Origin of the sequence: Winogradskya humida (genome assembly GCF_016862215.1) — a bacterium.
GTDB classification, from domain to species: Bacteria; Actinomycetota; Actinomycetes; order Mycobacteriales; family Micromonosporaceae; genus Actinoplanes; species Actinoplanes humidus.
This window is the reverse complement of record NZ_BOMN01000089.1, coordinates 44,738-63,449: the sequence shown is the minus strand read 5'-3', so window position 1 is coordinate 63,449 and position 18,712 is coordinate 44,738. Positions and strand designations below refer to the sequence as shown.

Below are 18,712 nucleotides of genomic sequence, written 5' to 3'. Positions count from 1 at the left end.
GGACCCGCCCCGTTTGCCATCCTGAAACGGATGCCGCAACGCGGACATCCCGGACGAGTGTGTGTCGTACCCGGCCTGCCAAGACGACCGCTGTCAAAAGGTGGGTTCGTCATGGCCTGGTTCGTTCTCGTGCTGTCCGGAATGCTGGAAACGGTGTGGGCGGCCGCCCTCGACCGCAGCGCCGGCCTCAGCCGCCCGCTGCCGACCGCTCTGTTCGGCGCCACGCTCGTGCTGAGCATGGCCGGTCTCGGCTATGCGCTGCGCACCATCCCGGTCGGCACCGGGTACGCCGTGTGGGTCGGCATCGGTGTCGTCGTCACCGCGGTCTACGGGATGGTGTCGCTCGGCGAGCCGGCCTCACTACCCCGGATCGTCTGCCTGCTCCTGGTGGTCACCGGGGTCGCCGGTCTCAAGTTCCTCTAGGGCGCGACGCGGCCGTGGGTCTCGAAGGCGGCGTGGGTCAGCGGCATCAGGGCTGCCCACTCCGCTTCCATCCGCTCCGCCACCATCTCGATCTCGCGCTGCGGGAACGACGGGACCTTCGCGTTGTCCCGCTTGGTGCGTAGCGACAGGAAATGCATCAGCGAGCGGGCGTTGCACGTCGCGTACATCGAGGAGAAAAGACCGACCGGGAGCACAGCCCGCGCCACTTCCCGGGCGATCCCCGCAGCCAGCATTTCCTGGTACGCCGCATAGCTGTGCCGGTACGCGGATTCCATCGCCGTGAGCGTCCGCTCGTGCTGCTCCGCGGTGCCCTCGGCGAACTCGTACTTTCCGGGACGCCCGAACTGCACGAGCGGGCGGTCCGCGGCCGGCGTGTAGAACACCGGCTCCAGCTCCCGGTAACGCCCGCTCTCCTCGTTGTAGGACCAGCCCGCGCGGTGCCGGTGGAACTCGCGGAACACGAAGATCGGCGCCTGGACGAGGAACGTCATCGAGTTGTGCTCGAACGGCGTACCGTGCCGATCCCGCATCAGGTAGTTGATCAGGCCCTTGGACTTCCCGGGGTCGGCGTCCAGCTCCGCCAGCGACGCCTCACCCGCGGTCGACACCCGCGCGGCGAACAGCACATCCGCGTCCGCCGCGGCACTCTTCACGAGGGTGACGCTCACGTCGTGGCGGAAGTCAGGCTCGGTCATTGCGGATACGTTACTTGCCCTCGACCCGGCCACCCGTCAGCGAATCGCGCGCGTCCCGCCACGCCTCGGCATCACCCAGAAGCGCATTCCGCAGGTACGCCGAAACGAGCCGGGCCACCGTGGCAACGCGCCCGGGATCCTCGTCGGTGGTCTCGGCCGCGTCGTACCCCGAAATGCCACCGAGGCCGTGCTCCGCTCCGGCCAGGACCACCAGATCTTTGGGCCCGGGCGCCAGCCGGTACGGGTCGGTGTGCCATTCCCAGCCCGCGGTCGTCAGGTGCGGGGAGGCATCCCGGTCACCGGCGACCACCAGCGCGGGCGTGGCCATCCCGGTGAAGTCGGTGGTCGAGAAGAAGGAGTAGTTCTTCGCCGCGAACTCGCTCAGCGCGTCCCCGCCACGACCCGGCGCGGCGAGCAGCACGCCGGCCTTGATCCGCAGCTCGGCCAGGTCGACCAGTCCGCCGTCGAGCGGGTCGGTCAGGCGCGCACCCAGTAGCAGGCTCGCGGTGTGCCCGCCGAGCGAGTGCCCGGCAACGGCGACGTTGTCCCGGTCCAGGCGCCCTTTCAGCTGCGGGACCGCTTCCTCGATCGTGTCGAGCCGGTCGAGGACGCGGGTCATGTCGAGCGCCCGGGTACGCCAGAACAGCGGCGCCTCGGCGTCATCGGGATCCACCTGCTTTGTCAGCGTTTTCGAGTCGAGGTGGGTCGGCTGGATCACGGCGAAACCCTGCTCGGCGAGGAGGGTGACCAGGGGTGCGTATCCGTTGAGTGATGACAGGTTGTTCGACGCGCCGTGACCGTGCGACACCAGAATGATCGGCAGGCGCTCACCGGTTGTCGGCGCGGTCACCTTGACCTGCAGCTCAACAGCGCGGCCGGGAGCCGCCAGAACGATCGGGCTGACCGAGAAGATCATGATGTGCCCTTCCTCAGGGTAAGTGGAACAGTGTTCCGTAATAATGTGGAACGCGGTTCCGCTTTGTCAAGTGTCAGGGAGGCTCTTGCTGGTGCACGCACTGGCGTTTCACCCGGCGTTGCCGCTACTGGCGGTGGGCGCGGGCAGGTACGACGGCGGCTACTTCTTCGAGGGTGACCTTCTGCTGCTGGACCTCGAGACGGGCTCCGGGGTGTCGATGTGGCCGGAGTTGGGCTGGGAGGTGCTGGCCCTGGAGTGGCTCAACGACGAGGAACTTCGCGTGGTGACCGCGCCGCCGAACGACTGGAAGGACAAAGCGGCCTGGACCGAAGGCCATGTGTCCGTGGTACGCCGCCCCGACTGGCGCGCCGTCACCGCCGAGTCGATCACCGGGGAAGACCTCGACGGCCCCCGTGTCCCGGCACCGCGGCCCGACGGACGTGCGGACGCTCGCCGGGCACTCTTTCCGGCACCGGTTCCGCGGCGGGACGTCCGCGCCGTTGAACAGCTCTCCGACGGGCGGATTCTCGCTGCGTCCGACGGGGTTCAGCTGGAGTCGTGGCTGCCCTCGGGAGAGCGGCAGTGGGCAGTTCCCACCGATCGGGGCGCCCGGGGCATCGTCGTCGCCGGGGACGAGCGGTCGGCGTGGGCTGACCAGATGCGGATCTCCCTCGACGACGGCGCGTGCCTCGACCGGTTCGAGGTCCACGGGCCGGTAGCGCTGGTGAGCTGCGCCGACGGCCTGCCCGCTGTCACGCCGGCCAGCGAATTCGGGCCGACTTTTCGCATCCGCCGTGGCAGCCGGATCTACACCCGGGAATTCGCCCGCAAGCGCGACGACGACCTCACACCGAGGTACGCGCGCATCGCGGCCGCCAATCTGCGGGTCCCGTCGGTCGGCGGCCGTCCCCGCCAACCGGGGAGGCGGCGCTTCCATCGGCTGATGCCGTTCTCGTGGGTCCGGGGTGAGACCCATCGTCCCGGCCCGGGCGTGGAGACCTTCGACGGTGATCTTGTGTACGCGGGAACCGTCCACCACGGCCACGGGCTGCAACCCGGCGGCTCGTTCGTGGTCCGGCGCCGGATGCCCGGTGGCGAGCCGCGATGGGTCTTCCGGACCGACCACGCGCCGACGGCCGTCGACGCCGGTCCCCGGACCGCCTACGTCACCTACGCCGACGGCGAGCTCGTGGCGCTCGACCTCGCGGACGGCGCCGTGCGGTGGCGAACCCACGTCACCGTGGCCGGGATCCCCGTCCTGCCCACCGCGGTGACGGTCGCCGCCCGGGGCCGGCTGCTCATCGGGACCAGCGACGGGCGGATCCTGGATTGTGGGGTCGGACTCGGGTGACCCGGGTCCCCGGGGCGCCCCAAAACCCATGGAGCAAGATGGGGTCAGTGGGACAGCACCAACCGGACGACGCCCCGGCGCCGGACCGCGCGATGAAAACGGACGACCGTACGCCACGGTCGCCCGCCGCCGCCCCTGCCCGCACCACGGACTTCGCCGCCCTCGGCCTCCCCGCCATGCCACCTGCCGCCGATCCCGGTGCCCGGGTCCCTGTCGTCCCCGCGCGTCCCGTCCCCGCGCGTTCGGATCTTTCGTCTACCGATCATGGCGCCGAGGGTGCTGATTCCGGGGGTTTTGACTCCGAGGTGCCGGCGGCTTCGGCCACTGATTCGGAAGATGCTGTGCCTCAGTCACCCGGACAGCTGGAGGGTTCTGCGGCGCGGCTTCCGCGGCGAGTTATGGCGGGGTCTCCCCGGCGGCCGGCGCGGGGCGGGCCGAGGGAACTGCAGCCGCATCGGATGGCGCTGGCGTTGGCGCTGGTGTCGGCGGGGCCGCCTTTGATCATTATCAACGGGCTGAAGGGCGTACCTGTCGCTGTTGCGGGTGTGCTCTATGCGGCCTGGCTGTTGATCGGTAAGAAGTTGCCGCGCCGGCGCCGGTGATCGTTCGTCACCGGGGCAGGTAGCCGAGGGCCTTCTCGGCGCAGGCGTCGACGGTTGTCCGGGCGTCCAGGCCGAGGCTCTCGATGGCGACCAGGGCGGTGAACACCACGTCGGCGAGTTCTCCGGCGACGTCCTCGCGGGTGTGGGTGATGCCCTTGCGGGGGTTCTGGCCGAGGACGCCGATCCAGGCCTGGACCGCCTCGCCGGCCTCCTCCGTGATCTTCGCGATCCGCAGCGTCAGCTCCAGATCCTCCGTCCCGTTCCGCTCGTCGAGCGCCGCCCGCCACGTCCGCGCCGCATCCCACACCGTCATGTCGTCATTAGCCATGCCGGTAATCTCGCATCCCGCAACGATCAATCCGGGACAGGGGTGTCATGGGCGCGAAGACAGCGCTGCTGGCTTTCACGCAAGGCGACCTGCGGCCGGTGCTGCTCGGAACCGGCGCGGCCGACCGGGTCAAGGCTGAGCACCTGGTGCGTGAGATCCATCCCGGGTACGCCGTGACGCCGATCGAGGACGGCGTCCTGGGGGACTGGTGCTACCCGCCCGACGATGTCACCTATGTGGCGATGCTGCCCGGTGCTGAGCTGCTGTGCGACCGGAGGCTGATCCTCGATCGCCCGTCCGAGCTGCCCGAAGAGCTGCTGCGGGCCGGTGCGGGGCGACGGATCATCGTGCACGGCATGCATTCGGTGAGTGACTGGCTCTGCTTCGCGGTGTGGGAGGACGGGGTGCTCGTGCGTTCGCTCAGCCTGTCGCCGGACGGCGGGATCGTGGAGAACATCGGCGAGCCGTACGACTTCGAGCGGCCCTACTGGGCGGGCGGGCACCCGGTCGGCTCGACGCTCACCGGGAGCCCGTACCCGCTGCCGTTCCATCCGTTGGAGCTGGGTGAGGACGCGTTGCGTGCCCTGTTCGGTTTCATCCTGGAGGGCCGGCGGGAACCGGATGATGTCGACCCGTTCGACGTGCCGGTGCACGGCTTCCGCGTCGAGGACCCGACGGGGGAGGAGCAGGCGGCCCGCGAGGCGCAGTTCGTGGCCTGGATGGAGGCAGCGGGTCCCCCGCGGACAGTGCGGTGGGGATCCGTTCAGGGGCAGTGAGGGCAGACGGTCGGGCATGGGGTCAGCGGGTCGCGTGCGGCGAGGCCGCTGGTGTGCAGGACGGTGGTGACGGTTTGCTCGAAGGTGCTGGATTCGGGGATGACTGTTTCGCCGGGGGTGGTGAGCAGGTCGCGGGGGGAGTACCAGTCGCGCATCTGGTCGGCGGTTACGGGGATCGGTTCGTCGCGGCGGAAGTGGCGGCGGACGGTTTCGTCGAAGGAGACGTCGAGGTAGTAGACGTGGGTGGGGCCGGGATGGGCGGTGATGAGGTTTTGCAGGGCTGTGGCGTAGCGGTCGGTGTGGAGGATTCCTTCGAGGATGACGTGGTAGCCGAGGTCGAGGGCGGTCCGGGCGGTGGCTGCGATGAACGCCGGGGCGACGGGGCCGATCTGGCCGCTGTCGTGTTCGCGGAGGATGACGCGGCGGAGGTGGTCCTGTTCGAGGAGGGCGCAGCCCCGGCCGTACCGCCGGCGAATCTCCCGCGCAGCAGTGGTTTTGCCGCTTCCCGAATTTCCGCGCATGACCACCAGCGTCGGTTCCTCTGCCATGGGAAACGGTAACAAGAGTCAGAGCCAGGTCGTGGCCAGCCACACCGCGACGGCGGCCAGGGCCAGGGCGCCGGTCCGGCCGTGGGCGGCGCCCCGGACCTGGCGCCGCCGCGAGCGGTTACTGGACCGTGATGCCGGTGGCGACGCAGGTCACGCCGTCCGGCTCGGTTGCGACCTTGGTGGGCTCGGCGCCCGTGTCGTTGCCTTCGAAGATCTCGCAGACGTGGGTGGCCCCGGGGAGGGTGACGTCGGTGATGGTGACCTTGTCGCCGAGGTTGCCGTTGACGCCGGCGAGGACCTTGCCGGTGCCGGTGGCGGTGACGTTCGAGATGGAGACCGTACGCGCGGCCTGCTCGTCGCAGTTGCCGCAGGAGCGGTAGAGCTTGCCGAAGTCGCTGACCGTGAAATTCTTGATGGTGACCGAGCCGCCGGCGAGCCGGTTGTCCTGGAAGACCTTGTCGGTGCCGAGCGCCGCCGAGCCGCCCTCGACCAGGACGGTCGCGTTCGTGCCGAGGAACGTCGCCGCGTCCTCGCCGACGTCCTCCCAGGTGACGTCGCGCAGGGTGCAGCTGCCGAGGCAGTGCACCCCGTCCGCGGCCGGGACGCCGAGGATCACGTTCGTCAGCGTGGCGCCGTCGGCCAGCTCGAACATCGCGTCCTGACCCTCGTCCTGGCCGCCGTCGCCGAGCGCGCCGTCCGCGATGAACCGCTTGCCCGCGCCGTCGAAGACCCCGTCGACCTGGATCGTGGCGGTGACGGTCTCCGCCGACTCGGCCGCCGAGGCGAACTGGGTGGTGACCGTCGCCGCCACGGCTGCCAGTGCGACGGCTCCGGCGGCGATGAGCCGGGTCGTTCTGCGCGATCGTTGTGCCATGTGCTGCCTCCCAGGGTCGGGGCGGTCCACGGAGAGGGGCCGCTGGGGCAGTACACGGGTAGATCGGCTCGGCGGATTAATTAGGACAATTGACTAATCCGCCGGCACTTCCGCGGGTTCGTCCGGGACGGCATCGGGGACCGGGTCGCTCAGCTGCTCGCGTACGTAGATCCAGAAGACCGCGATGAGCGCGGCGATCGGCACCGCCAGGAGGCTGCCCACGATGCCGGCGAGGCTACCGCCGAGCGTCACGGCCAGCAGAACCACCGCGGCGTGCAGGCCCAGGCCGCGGCTCTGCACCATCGGCTGGAAGACGTTGCCCTCGAGCTGCTGCACGGCCACGATGATGGCCAGCACGATCAGCGCGTCGGTCCAGCCGTTCGAGACCAATGCGATGAGTACGGCGACAAAGCCCGCGAACAGCGCCCCGACGATCGGCACGAACGCCGTGACGAACGTCAGCACTGCCAGGGGCAGCACCAGCGGGACACCCACGATCCACAGGCCGAGGCCGATGAAGACGGCGTCGAGCAGGCCGACGAAGGCCTGCGAGCGCACGAACGCGCCCAGCGTGTCCCAGCTGCGCCCGGCGACCGTGGGCACGTCGACGGCGAGCCGGCCGGGCAGCTGGCGGGCCAGCCACGGCAGGAACCGCGGGCCGTCCTTGAGGAAGAAGAACATCAGGAACAGCGCCAGGATGGCCGTGACCAGGCCATTTACGACGGTGCTGACACCGGTCACGGTGTAGTTGACGATGTCGCCGACGCTGTTCTGGATCCGGTCGAGGGCGGTGTCGAGCGCGCTGGTGACCTGATCGTCACCGATGTTCAGCGGCGGCCCCGACGCCCATTCGCGCAGGTGCTGGATGCCGTCGACGACCCCGCTGGCGAGCTCCGGCGACTGCGAGGCCACCGGCACCGCGATCAGCACCACGGTGCCCGCGAGCACGAGCAGGAAGAGCACGGTCACGAGCGCGGCCGCCAGCGCCGGTTTCCAGCCGTGCTTGCGCAGCCACCGTACGGGTGGCCAGGTCAGCGTGGTGAGCAGCAGCGCCACGACGAGCGGCCAGATCACCGACCACATCTGACCGAGGATCCACAGGACCACGCCTGTCATGAGCAGGACGAGCAGCGTCTCCAAGGAGATCCGTGCCGAGGTGCGCAACGCGGTGCGCGTCTTTACTGGGTTAAGCGAGCCGGCCATGTGATCACCCTATGAGCTAAGGCCTGTTTCACAACTGAGGCCGGGCTGCGGCGGGTCCAGTTATGAAACAGGCCTAGGAGCGTTCTTTGAGGTGGGACGCAGGTGCCCGTGAGGTTCGGCGGGCATGCTGCGCGGACATCGGTGGACAAATGTGGTGGAGAGGCTCTTGTGAGTGCGTTTCGCGTAACGGGTCGGCTCATCTTCTGGCGCTCCCCGGAGGGCCAGCCCGGCTGGGCACGCCCGGCGCTGCTGGGCATAGCCCTGGTCGCCGCGGTCCTCTACGGCCTGCGCATCCGCGACAGCGGCTACGCGCTCTACTACTCGGTCGCCGCCAAGAGCATGTCGGTGAGCTGGAAGGCGTTCTTCTACGGCGCCCTGGACCCCGGCGCGACGATCACCATCGACAAACTGGCCGGCTCGTTCGTCCCGCAGGCCCTCTCGGCGCGCATCTTCGGCTACCACGCGTGGTCCCTGACGCTGCCCCAGGTCATCGAGGGCGTCATCGCCGTCCTCGTGATGTACCGGATCGGGCGGCGCTTCGCCGGGCCCGCCGCCGGTCTGCTCGCCGCGGCCCTGTTCGGCTTCACGCCCATCATCGCCTCCATGTTCGGCCACCCGATGGAGGACGGCCTGCTCACCCTCTGCCTCGTCCTCGCCGCCGACGCGTTCCAGCTCGCGCTGATGTCGCGCCGGCTCGGCCCGCTGGTGCTCTCCGGGGTCTGGGTCGGCGTCGGCTTCCAGGCCAAGATGCTGCAGGCCTGGCTCATCCTGCCGGCCATGGGCATCACCTATCTGGTCGCCGCGCACGGCGGGTGGCGGCGCAGGCTCGGCAATCTCGCCGCCGCGGGCGCGGTCGCCCTGGCCGTCTCGATCTCCTGGGTCGCACTGTACGAGATCACGCCCGACTCCGACCGCCCCTATGTGGACGGCAGCACCAACAACACCGCCATCGCCATGGTCTTCGGCTACAACGGCATCGACCGCTTCGGCCTTCACGTCCCCGGCGCGGTCCGATCGATGTTCACCGGCGGCGGCAACCAAGGTCAAAATCCCGCTGCAGGTACGCCCGGAGCTGACCAGAGCAACCAAGCTGTCCCGGGCGGCCAGGGGCTCCCGGGCGGCCAGGGCTATCCGGGCGGCCAGGGGTATTCGGGCGGTGAGGGTGACTCGGCTGGTCAGGCTTATGCGGGTGGCCAGGGTTTCCCGGGTGGTCAGGGTTTCCCGGGCGGTCAGGGGGATTCGGGTGGCCGTGCTGAGCGGGGTGGTGCGGGTGGCGGTGGTGGGCCGGGCGGGGGCGGTGACGGGGCGTCCAAGCTGGTCGGCGAGCGCTACGGCGCGCAGATCGGGTGGCTGTACCCGCTGGCGCTGCTCGGACTGATCTTCGGGCTGATCGCCGCCGGCCGCGCACCCCGGACCGACGCGTCGCGCGCCAACTACCTGTTCTGGGGACTGTGGCTGGTCACGGTGGCGGCGGTGTTCAGCAAGATGTCGATCCCGCACACGGCGTACATGTCGTCGCTCGCCCCGGCTCTGGCCGCGCTGTCCGCCGCCGCGATCGTGCGGGCCTGGCGTGGGCTACGTGACGGCAGCGCGCGCTGGCAGCTTCCGGCCCTGGTGGTGGCGGAGCTCGCGTGGACGGTCTATCTGGCAGGCCAGTTCCCGGATTTCCTCCCGTGGCTGCGATGGACAGTGCTCGGGGTCGGCGTTGTGGCGCTGCTGGTCATGGCCGCGGTGCTCGTGCCGCGGCTGCCCCGGCCCGGCGGTCGCGTGCTGACCGTGGCGATGGCGCTCGCGGTCGCCGCGATGGTCACGGTGCCCAGCGTCTGGGCCGGATCGGTCCTGGACTCCCGCTACTCCGGCAGCGCCTTCGACGCCTCCGCGGGCCCGAGCAGCGGTGGCTTCGGCGGCGGCGGTGGTGGTGGTGGGTTCGGGGGCAGCAGACAGGCGAACGGTGGTGCCGCGAACGGTGGGGTCTTCCCAGGTGGTGGGGCAAGCGGTGGTGGTTTTCCCGGTGGAGGCGCGAACGGTGGAGGCGGGTTCCCCGGTGGGGGCGGTCGTGGTGGGCCGGGTGGGGACACGACGGCGACGCTGACCGCGGAGCAGCAGAAGCTCGACGACTACCTGACGGCGAACCAGGGCAAGGCCCGCTTCGTGGCGGCGACCGCCTCCTGGAACATCGCGTCGCCGTACATCCTGGCGACCGGGCACACGTACATGCCGATGGGTGGCTTCAGCGGCAGTGTGCCCCAGCCGACCCTCGCCGGCGTCCAGAAACTGGTCGGACAGGGCGACCTGCACTACTTCATGCTCGCGGCGTCCGGCGGCAGAGGCTTCGGCGGCCCGGGCGGCGGCAGTGGCGGCACCACCCAGGCCATCTCCGACTGGGTTACCGCCACCTGTGCTGCCGTGTCCGACCCGGCGGTGCCGGCGGATCAGCCGCTCTACCGCTGCGGCTGACCCGGCGCAGTCCGCTCGTTCCGAAGGCCATGATCAGGCCGGCCGGTGGGAACACCGGCCGGCCTGAACCGTGTGGGAACGCCTTCCCGGCGTGGACGGTCCGCCGGGAAGATCCCGTTCTGACTGCAAACAACCTGCAAACGGGTTTGTCTTCACATCGACATCCGTCTGTGTTGTTCTGGAAACAGGTAAGCGCTTGCTTCGGGCAAAGCGGGCGCGGGGATCAGCCCCGTCGGCAGTCATCGGCAGAGAGCCGACCGGTGCCCGGCCGCACGGACAAGGGCAAGGTCCCCTTTCAGGCAATTGAGCCGGCAGCGACTTACCTCCGGGCCGCGATCCCCCGCGCGGCAAAACAGAATCGCTAGGAGAACACCATGCGCAAGAAGATGCGCCATCTCGTGCTGGCCGCTTCCGCCGGTGCGACCGGTCTCGTCCTCATCGCGGCGGCCGGAACAGCGAACGCAGCCGACCGCCCCGCGGCCGGGACCGAAAAGGCCGCAACCGGGCAGGCCGCGGCCCCGCTCGCCGCGGTCGATCAGCTGGTCGGGTGGGCCACCCAGAACGGCGGCACCACCGGCGGCGGTAGTGCGGCGACCACGACCGTGACCAGTGCGTCCGCCCTGACGACCGCCGTCGGTGCGACCGCCGCGTCGGTCATCCGGGTGTCCGGGACGATCAGCTGCAGCGGCATGCTGCGGGTCCGCTCCAACAAGACGATCATCGGCAACGCGGGTTCTGCCATCGTCGGGTGTGGTCTGAACGTCAACGGTGACAAGAACGTCATCATCCGTAATCTGACATTCCGCGGGTGGGATGACGACGCGATCAACGTGCAGACGTCCGCGACGAACATCTGGATCGACCACAACACCTTCAGCGACGGGTACGACGGCGCGGTCGACATCAAGCGTGGGTCGGACTTCGTGACCGTGAGCTGGAACCACGTGTTCGATCACGACAAGTCCATGTTGCTCGGTCACAGTGACAGCAATGCCAGCCAGGACACCGGGCATCTGCGGGTGACCTATCACCACAACTGGTTCGACGCGTCCACCCAGCGTCATCCGCGGGTGCGGTTCGGCAACCCGGTGCACGTCTACAACAACTACTACTACAACAACAGTGGATACGGCGTCGCCTCGACCGAGGGCGCCGGTGTCCTGGTGGAGAACAACTCCTTCGAGGGTGTCGCCGACCCGTACCACCTGGGTGAGGCCGACTCCGGCCCGGGCACGCTGGTCGCGCGGGGCAACCTGCTGGTGAACTCCGGTGCGGGCCAGACGGGTGGCAGTGTCGCGAGTATCCCGTACAGCTACACGGCGGATGCCGCCGGCGCGGTGAAGTCGGCCGTCACGGCGAGCTCCGGCGCGGGGCGCATCACGCTCTGACCGGGATCGGGTGATCGACTGATCGATCGAACGCTGGACCGAGGTCTCCGCCGCACTGTCGCGGCGGGGACCTCCCGTGTCCAATACGCAATGACGTTCATCAATACATATTCGTCATGTGGCAGAAATCGCCGTGACATATTGCGAGGTGGGTTGTGAGCGGTAACAGTGCCTTGATGAGCAGACTCGCAGCATTGGCCGGTGCGGTCACCCTGGCGTTGATCACCACGGGTGCGACCCCGGCGCAGGCCCTGGCGGCCTATCCCAATCCCGGCGCGGTGACCGGCGACACGGGCATCCACGATCCGTCCATGGTGAAGACGCCGGCCGGGACCTACCTGGCCGCGTACACCGGGGCGAACATCCAGTTGAAGACCTCGGCCGACCGCACGGCCTTCCGCAATGCGGGCGCCGTCTTCCCGGGCGGCGCGTCGTGGACGACCGCGTACACCGGGGGCAGTAACAATCTGTGGGCGCCCGACATCTCGTACCGTAACGGCCGTTATTATCTCTACTACTCCGCGTCGACGTTCGGGTCCAACAAGTCGGCGATCTTCCTGGCGACCAGCACCACGGGCGCGTCCGGGAGCTGGACGAACAACGGCCTGGTGATCGAGACGTCGTCGGCGAACGACTACAACGCGATCGACCCGAACCTCTACGTCGACCCGTCGGGGAACTGGTGGCTGACGTTCGGATCGTTCTGGTCGGGCATCAAGATGGTCGCCCTGAACGCGTCCACCGGGAAACGTTCGGATTCGACCGTCCGTTCGCTGGCCGGGCGCGGTGGTGGTGCGATCGAGGCGCCGTACCTGGTCAAGCACGGCTCGTACTACTACCTGTGGGTGTCGTTCGACCGGTGCTGCGCGGGGGCTGCCAGCACCTACCGCATCATGGTCGGTCGTTCGACCAGCGTGACCGGGCCGTTCGTCGACCGTAACGGCACGGCCATGACGTCCGGCGGGGGCACCGAGATGCTCGCCTCGCACGGCTCGATCCACGGCCCCGGTCACCAGGCGGTCTTCACCGACACCGACGCGGATGTGCTCGTCTACCACTACTATGCGGACAGCGGCGCGTCATACCTGGGAATCAACCTGATCGGCTACGACTCGGCGGGATGGCCCTTTGTCTACTGAGGATCTGCGGGTCGGCGATGCGGGGATCGCCACCTACGTCACCGACCCGCCACTCGACATCAGGCTCGGCCCGCGCCCCTACCTGCACCCCGTCCGCACACTCGGCGGGGTGCCGGTCACCGAGGCACTGCCGTTCGATCATCCCTGGCACCTCGGCGCGTCCCTCGCGATGCAGGACGTCAACGGCGTCAACTTCTGGGGCGGGCGCACCTATGTGCGCGACCAGGGTTACACCTGGCTCGACGATCACGGCCGCATCGCCCCGGACGGCGCGGGCTTCCGGTGGCAGGACCAGGCCGGCACCACGCTGCTCACCGAGGAGCGCAAGGTCTCCGCGCGGGTCGCGCCCGGCGGTTGGGAGCTTTCTTTTCAGTACGCCCTGAGCGCACCCGCCACCCGCGACGTCACCCTCGGCAGCCCCGCCACGAACGGACGCCCCGGCGGCGCGGGCTACGGCGGCTTCTTCTGGCGGGCGGCGCCCGGCGACGCGGTGGCGTACACGCAGTCGGCGATCGGTGAGGAAGCGGTCAACGGCAGCGCGGACCCGTGGCTCGCGATCCGCGTAACCCCGGGCGAGGAGCAGCAAACGGCCGATGGCGTGCAGCGAGCGGCCGGCGCCTACACGTTGGTGTTCCGGGGATTGCGGGACGACGACCGGTGGTTCGTCCGCACGGGGGACTACATCGGGGTGTGTGCCGCGCTCGCCTTCGAGCGTCCGCTGGTCATCCCGGCGGGCACCGGCATCACCCGCGAGATCAGTGTTCTAGTGGCCGACGGTGTGGCGGGACCGCCCATGCCACCCCTGCTTCGAAGGGCAGTGCCGACTCCCGCGCGGCCCGCCGCAGCACCTCGTTGATGCCGAGAATGACCCGGACACCGCCGCGCGTCTCGACGTGCGGCGGCCCGAGCAGCGTGGGTGGCGGCAGGTCCGGGGCGGTCAGGGCCTCGATCAGACCCGTGAACGATTCCGTGCGCGACAGCGGCGCGATCAGGGGCACGGCGGGGTCGCTGCGATGCGCGATCAGGTTCTCCAGCAGACCGGTCCGGCCGTCGACCGCTACGAGGCAGGGCTCGCCGGGCAGCATCAGCCGGTCGGTCGGGTATTCGAGGACGGCCCGGCCCGCGCTGCCGTCGACGGTCACCTCACCCGCGATGAAGTCCTCACCCGCGAGCGTCACCGCGACGAGCAGCCGGAGCCCGGTCGCGAACGTGACCCGGGCGAACGCCGTGTCGTCGGCCTCGATCTCCCGGGTGCGGTAACGCTCCACCTCCAGCTCCGTCGCCGGCCCCGCCCCGGCGGCCTCCGCCGTCGCGAGGCACTGCATGAGCGCGTGCGCGAGCGGGTTGACCAGCACGCCGTCCACGACCGCCTGCCCGCCGACGCTGCGGCGCCCGGCCCACGGCGCCCGGGCGTAGTACGCGTCGTCGCGCTGCCAGGACGCCACCGCGGAAAGGCCGGTCACCTTCTCCTGCGCGACGCTGTCCCACAGCCGGGCGGCGGCCCGCGATCCGAGCGCCTGGAACCCGACCTGACAGGCCCGGCCGGTGGCACGCACGGTGCCGGCCAGCCGGCGGTGCTCGGCGAGGGTCCGGACGGGCGGCTTCTCCAGCAGCACATCGGCTCCGGCGTGCAGCGCGTCCTCGGCGATCGCCAGGTGCGTGTGCGGCGGCGTGCAGATGATGACCACGTCGGGTGCGGTCCGCTCCAGCAGCTCCCGGTGGCCGGTGAAAACCCGCGCGCCGTCCGGCACCGGAGGATCGGGCTCGATCGGCTGCGTGTCGGCCAGGCCCACCAGCGCGGTGCTGTCGAGGCCCGCCAGGTAGCGGCGGTGGTGGCGGCCGTGGCCGTTGGCGCCGATCAGCGCGACCCTCGTTGTCACACCGCACCCGCCACTGTTGCCTCCACACCGTGTTTGTCCAGCGTTGCCAGCCATTTCACCAGACCCGCCCGGACGGCGTCGTCCCCGGCCAGCTCCGCCGGGAACACCTCGCGCAGCCCGAGCAGCGAGTCGACCACTGCCTCGGGTGTCGAGCCGCCGTCGGCCAGGCGGGCACGGATCCGGCCGGCGAGGGGGTCGTCGAGCAGCAGGGGCCGGCCGTCGTCGGCGCTGCCCTGGACGAACCGCATCCACGCCGCCACCACGAGCAGCGCCCAGGCCGGCACCGCGCCCGCAGCCCGGCGGTCCTGGATCGTGTGCAGCACCCGCTGGGGGAGCTTCTGCGAGCCGTCCATCGCGACCTGCACCGTGCGGTGACCCATCGCGGGGTTCGCGAATCGTCCGAGCACCGACTCGCCGTACTCCGTCACCGTCACGCCCTCGGGCGGGGTGAGGCTCGGGGCGATGTCCTCGGCGATCAGCCGGCTCATCAGCTCGCGCATCCCGGGGATGGTGAGCGCGTCGGCGATGGTCTCCCGGCCCGCGAGGGCACCGAGATACGCCAGCGCGGAGTGCACGCCGTTGAGCGATCGCAGTTTGAGGCGCTCCCAGGGGCGGGCGTCATCGGTCATGACCGCCCCGGCGAGCTCCCACGCGGGACGCCCGCCCGGGAACGCGTCCTCGATGACCCACTGGCGGTAGGGCTCCGCGGAGACCGCTGCGAGGTCGTCCATGCCGAGGTTGGCTGCCGCCAGGGCCAGCGATCCGGGCGTGGCCGCCGGGACGATGCGGTCGACCATGGTGCCGGGGAAGCTCACCTGGGCGGCCAGCCACTCCCGGGCGCCCGGATCCACGATCCGCTCCATCACGGTGCGCAGATAGCGGCCGTTCGAGGGCAGGTTGTCGCACGTGACCAACGCGATCGGGCCGGCGTCCGCGCGGCACCGCGCGTGCAGGGCGCGAGCGAGCAGTGCCGGAACTGCCGCGCCCTGGGCGTACCCCTTCTCGGTGATCGTGAGGGTGACCACGCGCACGGCCGGGCTCGCGATCAGGGCGACCACGTCGTCCGGCCGGGAGTGAGCGTGCAGCAGGCCGGAGAGCGCGCCCACCACGCGGGTCTCGCTGCCGGCCGCGGACAGACTGGTGACGCTGAACAGGCCGTCCTGCTCGCGCAGGGCGTCGAGGACGCCGGTGGAGTGGGGCGCCACGCCGACCGTGCCCCAGTCGCCGCCGCCCTTCGCCATGGCCTCCTCGGTGTAGACGGCCTGATGCGCGCGATGAAAGGCCCCGAGCCCGAAGTGCACGATCCCGGTCCCGGCGTCACCCGGCGTGATCAGCGGTCGGGTCGCATCGGTGAGATCTGCCAGGCCCAGCCTCATCGCCACACCGGGCCGTCCGGGAAGCCGAACTCCACGATCGATTCCGGTCTCATGGTGGCGCTGTAGCCGGGCTCGGAAGGCAGGACGTATTTGCCGTCGTGGGTGCGGACCGGGTCGGTGAAGTGCTCGTGCAGGTGGTCGACGTACTCGACCATGCGGCCGTCGAGGCTGGTGCCCACGCGCAGATAGTCGAAGGCGAACAGGTGCTGGACCAGCTCGCACAGGCCGACACCGCCGGCGTGCGGGCAGACCGGGATGCCGAACTTGGCTGCCAGCAACAGCTCCGCGAGCACCTCGGGGACCCCGCCGACCCGGCAGGCGTCGATCTGCATGACCCGGACGGCGTCGGCCTGCAGCAGCTGCTTGAAGATGACGCGGTTGGCGGCCACCTCGCCGGTGGCGACCCGGATCGGGGCGACCGCGCGCTGGATCCGGGCGTGGCCCAGGATGTCGTCGGGGTGGGTGGGCTCCTCGATCCAGTACGGGTCGGCCCCGGCCAGCGCCTCCATCCGGGTGATCGCCTCGTCGACGTCCCAGATCTGGTTGGCGTCCATCATCAGCACGGCGTCCGGGCCGATCTCCTCGCGGATGATGCGGGCACGGCGCAGGTCGTCCTCCGGGTCACCGCCGACCTTCATCTTCATCGCGCGCCAGCCCTCGGCGTAGGCGGTCCGCGCCAGCTCCCGCACCTTGTCGTCGGGATACCCGAGCCACCCGACGCTGGTCGTGTATGACGGCAGCCCGTCCGCTTCGAGCTCGGCACGCCGCTCGTCGAGCCCGGTGAGCCCCTTGTCGAGGATCGCGGCCGCGTCCTGGGGCGTCAGCGCGTCGGTGATGTGGTGGAAGTCGACGCAGCCGATCAGCTTCTCGGTGGGCAGCTCGGCCAGGAAGCGCCACAACGGCTTGCCCGCCTCCTTGGCGTGCAGGTCCCAGACGGCGTTGACGATCGCCCCGGTCGCCATGTGGATGACGCCCTTCTCCGGCCCCAGCCACCGCAACTGGACGTCCACGCTCAGCGAACGGGCGAACGCCACCGGATCGGCCCACAGCTCCTCGAGCGTCCTGCCCCGCACGTGATGAGCGAGGGCACGCACGGCGGCGCAGGTGAGCTCGTTACCGCGCCCGTTGGTGAACGTGAACCCGGCGCCGGTGTGGGGGCCGTCGGTGCGCAGCTCGACGTACGTGGCCGAGTAGTCACCCTTGTTGATCGAGTCCGAGCCGTCCCCGGCCGCCGCGGTGGGGAACCGGACATCGTGCACGTCGACGCTGGTGATCGTGGTCATCGGGACTCCGCCTCTTCCGTGGGCTCTTCCGTGGGGGAACGCTGGGCATCCAGGCGGAAGACCCGTTTGGGCAGATGGTAAGCGAGGTCGGCGATCGTCTCCGCGGCCTCGTCGAAGGGCAGGCGGTCCTGGACGACCAGCGACGCCAGGTAGGCCGCGTCGACCCGGCGGGCGATGTCGTGGCGGACCGGGATCGAGCAGAACGCCCGGGTGTCGTCGACAAAACCGGCCGTGTTGTAGAACCCGGCGCTGTCCGTGACCGACTCCCGGAAGCGGCGCAGACCGTCCGGGGTGTCGAGGAACCACCAGGGGGCACCGAGGTAGAGCGCCGCGTATCCGCCGGCCAGCGGTGCCAGCTCGCGGCTGAACGCGGTCTCGTCGAGGGTGTAGAGCACGATCCGGAGCCGGGGATCGTTGCCGTGCAGGTCCAGGAGCGGCTGCAGGGCGCGTACGTAATCCGTTGCCTGCGGGATGTCGCCACCGACGTCGCGGCCGTGCGCGGCATGGAGCCAGGTGTTGTGGTTCCGGACCGCGCCGGGGTGCAGCTGCAGCACCAGACCGTCGTCGAGCGACATGCGCGCGAACTCGATCAGCATGTGCGCGCGGAACGTCTCGGCGTCGGCCGGCGAGGCCTCCCCGCGCAGGGCCCGGGTGAACAGCTCGTTCGCTTCGGTTTCGCTCAGGGCGACCGTACGCGCGGTGGGATGCCCGTGATCCGACGACGTCGCGCCCGCGGCGATGAAAGCCTCGCGCCGGGACCGCAGCGCGGCGAGGAACCCGGGGAACGTCGCAGTGTCCAGGCCGGTGATCTCCCCGAGCCGGGCGACCTTCCCCGCCCAGCCCGCGAACTCCATGTCCACGACCTCGTCCGGCCGGAACGTCGTGATCACCCGCCCGCCGGGCCCGCCCCACCCGTCGGCCTCGAGCTTCGAGTGCCGGGCGAGATCGTCGAGCGGTGACTCGGTGGTGGCCAGCACCTCGATCCCGAACTGCTCGAACAACGCCCGCGGCCGGAACGCGGGCTCGGCGAGGCGCGCCGCGATCGCGTCGTAGACCTCGTCGGCGGTCTCGGCCCGCAGCGGCGTGTCGATGCCGAACACGGTCGAGAACGTGCGCTCCAGCCACAGGCGGGACGGCGTACCCCGGAAAAGATGCCAGTTCGCGGCGAGCAGTCGCCAGATGGTCCGCCCGTCGCTCTCGACCCACTCACCCTCGGCGGACGGTACGCCCAGCCGCGCGGGCGTGATGCCCTGGGACAGCAGCATCCGGGTCACGTAGTGGTCCGGTACGACGAGCAGGCGCGCCGGATCGGGGAACGGCTCGTCGTCGGCCAGGATGCGCGGGTCGACGTGGCCGTGCGGGCAGATCAGCGGCAGCTCGCGAACCGAGGCGTGCAGCTCGGTGGCGATGTCACGCTGCCGTGGATCAATCGCGAAGACGGGACCGGTCACG

Annotated in this window: 18 protein-coding genes and 1 riboswitch; of the genes, 8 read left to right on the top strand and 10 right to left on the bottom strand. The window is 70.2% G+C overall.

Features of this window, described 5'->3' with window-relative positions:
• Window positions 1-26 precede the first annotated feature (26 nt).
• Window positions 27-94: riboswitch (guanidine-III (ykkC-III) riboswitch) on the top strand.
• A gap of 17 nt (window positions 95-111) precedes the next feature.
• Window positions 112-423: a DMT family transporter gene (locus Ahu01nite_RS32070; protein ID WP_203840429.1), complete on the top strand. Its 312-nt coding sequence runs from the start codon at window positions 112-114 to the stop codon at window positions 421-423.
• Here Ahu01nite_RS32070 and thyX read toward each other — a convergent pair.
• Together thyX and Ahu01nite_RS32060 are read right to left on the bottom strand one after the other, a co-directional pair.
• The gene (gene thyX / locus Ahu01nite_RS32065) at window positions 420-1,139 is read right to left on the bottom strand and encodes an FAD-dependent thymidylate synthase (protein WP_203840428.1); all 720 of its coding nucleotides are present in this window, start codon (window positions 1,137-1,139) and stop codon (window positions 420-422) included. The two genes, Ahu01nite_RS32070 and thyX, sit on opposite strands and share 4 nt — an antisense overlap.
• Before the next feature lie 10 nt (window positions 1,140-1,149).
• Window positions 1,150-2,055 carry an alpha/beta hydrolase family protein gene (locus tag Ahu01nite_RS32060; protein WP_203840427.1) on the bottom strand — a complete coding sequence of 302 codons (906 nt, stop codon included), beginning with the start codon at window positions 2,053-2,055 and terminating at the stop codon, window positions 1,150-1,152.
• Between the two features lie 91 nt (window positions 2,056-2,146).
• Here Ahu01nite_RS32060 and Ahu01nite_RS32055 point away from each other — a divergent pair, with 91 nt between their 5' ends.
• Both Ahu01nite_RS32055 and Ahu01nite_RS32050 read left to right on the top strand, forming a co-directional pair.
• On the top strand, window positions 2,147-3,406 hold the full coding sequence (locus Ahu01nite_RS32055) for a PQQ-binding-like beta-propeller repeat protein (protein ID WP_203840426.1): 1,260 nt from the start codon (window positions 2,147-2,149) through the stop codon (window positions 3,404-3,406).
• Between the two features lie 458 nt (window positions 3,407-3,864).
• Window positions 3,865-4,008: a hypothetical protein gene (locus Ahu01nite_RS32050; protein ID WP_203840425.1), complete on the top strand. Its 144-nt coding sequence runs from the start codon at window positions 3,865-3,867 to the stop codon at window positions 4,006-4,008.
• A gap of 7 nt (window positions 4,009-4,015) precedes the next feature.
• Here Ahu01nite_RS32050 and Ahu01nite_RS32045 read toward each other — a convergent pair whose 3' ends face one another.
• Window positions 4,016-4,336: a MazG-like family protein gene (locus tag Ahu01nite_RS32045; RefSeq protein ID WP_239159309.1), complete on the bottom strand. Its 321-nt coding sequence runs from the start codon at window positions 4,334-4,336 to the stop codon at window positions 4,016-4,018.
• A 47-nt stretch (window positions 4,337-4,383) separates the two neighbouring features.
• On the opposite strand from Ahu01nite_RS32045, the gene Ahu01nite_RS32040 reads away from it, so the two are divergent.
• On the top strand, window positions 4,384-5,112 hold the full coding sequence (locus Ahu01nite_RS32040; RefSeq protein ID WP_239159308.1) for a DUF6928 family protein: 729 nt from the start codon (window positions 4,384-4,386) through the stop codon (window positions 5,110-5,112).
• On the opposite strand, the gene Ahu01nite_RS32035 is transcribed toward Ahu01nite_RS32040, so the two are convergent.
• The 3 genes from Ahu01nite_RS32035 to Ahu01nite_RS32025 form a co-directional block, all read right to left on the bottom strand.
• Window positions 5,100-5,660 (bottom strand): AAA family ATPase, encoded by a 561-nt coding sequence (locus Ahu01nite_RS32035; protein ID WP_203840424.1) that lies wholly within the window; start codon window positions 5,658-5,660, stop codon window positions 5,100-5,102. The two genes, Ahu01nite_RS32040 and Ahu01nite_RS32035, sit on opposite strands and share 13 nt — an antisense overlap.
• A gap of 118 nt (window positions 5,661-5,778) precedes the next feature.
• Complete coding sequence (locus Ahu01nite_RS32030) at window positions 5,779-6,534, bottom strand: pectate lyase (RefSeq protein ID WP_203840423.1); 756 nt, start codon at window positions 6,532-6,534, stop codon at window positions 5,779-5,781.
• A gap of 93 nt (window positions 6,535-6,627) precedes the next feature.
• Window positions 6,628-7,737: an AI-2E family transporter gene (locus Ahu01nite_RS32025; protein WP_203840422.1), complete on the bottom strand. Its 1,110-nt coding sequence runs from the start codon at window positions 7,735-7,737 to the stop codon at window positions 6,628-6,630.
• Between the two features lie 168 nt (window positions 7,738-7,905).
• Between Ahu01nite_RS32025 and Ahu01nite_RS32020 the strand changes: the two genes are divergently transcribed.
• The 4 genes from Ahu01nite_RS32020 (at window position 7,906) to Ahu01nite_RS32005 (ending at window position 13,577) form a co-directional block, all read left to right on the top strand.
• The gene (locus Ahu01nite_RS32020) at window positions 7,906-10,194 is read left to right on the top strand and encodes an ArnT family glycosyltransferase (protein ID WP_203840421.1); all 2,289 of its coding nucleotides are present in this window, start codon (window positions 7,906-7,908) and stop codon (window positions 10,192-10,194) included.
• A gap of 374 nt (window positions 10,195-10,568) precedes the next feature.
• Window positions 10,569-11,582, top strand: coding sequence for a pectate lyase family protein (locus Ahu01nite_RS32015; protein WP_239159307.1), 1,014 nt, complete (start codon window positions 10,569-10,571; stop codon window positions 11,580-11,582).
• A 176-nt stretch (window positions 11,583-11,758) separates the two neighbouring features.
• The gene (locus Ahu01nite_RS32010; RefSeq protein ID WP_203840420.1) at window positions 11,759-12,721 is read left to right on the top strand and encodes an arabinan endo-1,5-alpha-L-arabinosidase; all 963 of its coding nucleotides are present in this window, start codon (window positions 11,759-11,761) and stop codon (window positions 12,719-12,721) included.
• Window positions 12,711-13,577 carry a DUF6807 domain-containing protein gene (locus Ahu01nite_RS32005; protein WP_203840419.1) on the top strand — a complete coding sequence of 289 codons (867 nt, stop codon included), beginning with the start codon at window positions 12,711-12,713 and terminating at the stop codon, window positions 13,575-13,577. Before Ahu01nite_RS32010 ends, Ahu01nite_RS32005 begins: the two co-directional genes overlap by 11 nt.
• Here Ahu01nite_RS32005 and Ahu01nite_RS32000 read toward each other — a convergent pair.
• The 4 genes from Ahu01nite_RS32000 to uxaC are packed head-to-tail and all read right to left on the bottom strand — an operon-like array spanning window position 13,477 to window position 18,711.
• Entirely contained in the window at window positions 13,477-14,601 is a 1,125-nt protein-coding gene (locus Ahu01nite_RS32000; RefSeq protein WP_239159306.1) for a Gfo/Idh/MocA family protein, read from the bottom strand. The two genes, Ahu01nite_RS32005 and Ahu01nite_RS32000, sit on opposite strands and share 101 nt — an antisense overlap.
• On the bottom strand, window positions 14,598-15,977 hold the full coding sequence (locus Ahu01nite_RS31995; RefSeq protein WP_203840417.1) for a mannitol dehydrogenase family protein: 1,380 nt from the start codon (window positions 15,975-15,977) through the stop codon (window positions 14,598-14,600). Before Ahu01nite_RS31995 ends, Ahu01nite_RS32000 begins: the two co-directional genes overlap by 4 nt.
• A complete protein-coding gene (locus Ahu01nite_RS31990; RefSeq protein ID WP_203840416.1) occupies window positions 15,974-17,260 on the bottom strand; it encodes an enolase C-terminal domain-like protein in 1,287 nt (428 codons plus the stop codon). Before Ahu01nite_RS31990 ends, Ahu01nite_RS31995 begins: the two co-directional genes overlap by 4 nt.
• Window positions 17,257-18,711: a glucuronate isomerase gene (uxaC, locus tag Ahu01nite_RS31985; protein WP_203840415.1), complete on the bottom strand. Its 1,455-nt coding sequence runs from the start codon at window positions 18,709-18,711 to the stop codon at window positions 17,257-17,259. The genes Ahu01nite_RS31990 and uxaC overlap by 4 nt, the downstream gene beginning before the upstream one ends.
• Window position 18,712 lies beyond the last annotated feature (1 nt).

Bases quoted from the DNA above. Each gene is read 5' to 3' on its own strand.
- Ahu01nite_RS32030 (WP_203840423.1), bottom strand. From the start codon at position 6,534: ATGGCACAACGATCGCGCAGAACGACCCGGCTCATCGCCGCCGGAGCC.
- Ahu01nite_RS32040 (WP_239159308.1), top strand. From the start codon at position 4,384: ATGGGCGCGAAGACAGCGCTGCTGGCTTTCACGCAAGGCGACCTGCGG.
- Ahu01nite_RS31990 (WP_203840416.1), bottom strand. From the start codon at position 17,260: ATGACCACGATCACCAGCGTCGACGTGCACGATGTCCGGTTCCCCACC.
- Ahu01nite_RS32070 (WP_203840429.1), top strand. From the start codon at position 112: ATGGCCTGGTTCGTTCTCGTGCTGTCCGGAATGCTGGAAACGGTGTGG.
- Ahu01nite_RS31995 (WP_203840417.1), bottom strand. From the start codon at position 15,977: ATGAGGCTGGGCCTGGCAGATCTCACCGATGCGACCCGACCGCTGATC.
- Ahu01nite_RS32060 (WP_203840427.1), bottom strand. From the start codon at position 2,055: ATGATCTTCTCGGTCAGCCCGATCGTTCTGGCGGCTCCCGGCCGCGCT.
- Ahu01nite_RS32045 (WP_239159309.1), bottom strand. From the start codon at position 4,336: ATGGCTAATGACGACATGACGGTGTGGGATGCGGCGCGGACGTGGCGG.
- Ahu01nite_RS32050 (WP_203840425.1), top strand. From the start codon at position 3,865: ATGGCGCTGGCGTTGGCGCTGGTGTCGGCGGGGCCGCCTTTGATCATT.
- Ahu01nite_RS32025 (WP_203840422.1), bottom strand. From the start codon at position 7,737: ATGGCCGGCTCGCTTAACCCAGTAAAGACGCGCACCGCGTTGCGCACC.
- Ahu01nite_RS32010 (WP_203840420.1), top strand. From the start codon at position 11,759: ATGAGCAGACTCGCAGCATTGGCCGGTGCGGTCACCCTGGCGTTGATC.
- thyX (WP_203840428.1), bottom strand. From the start codon at position 1,139: ATGACCGAGCCTGACTTCCGCCACGACGTGAGCGTCACCCTCGTGAAG.
- Ahu01nite_RS32035 (WP_203840424.1), bottom strand. From the start codon at position 5,660: ATGGCAGAGGAACCGACGCTGGTGGTCATGCGCGGAAATTCGGGAAGC.
- Ahu01nite_RS32015 (WP_239159307.1), top strand. From the start codon at position 10,569: ATGCGCAAGAAGATGCGCCATCTCGTGCTGGCCGCTTCCGCCGGTGCG.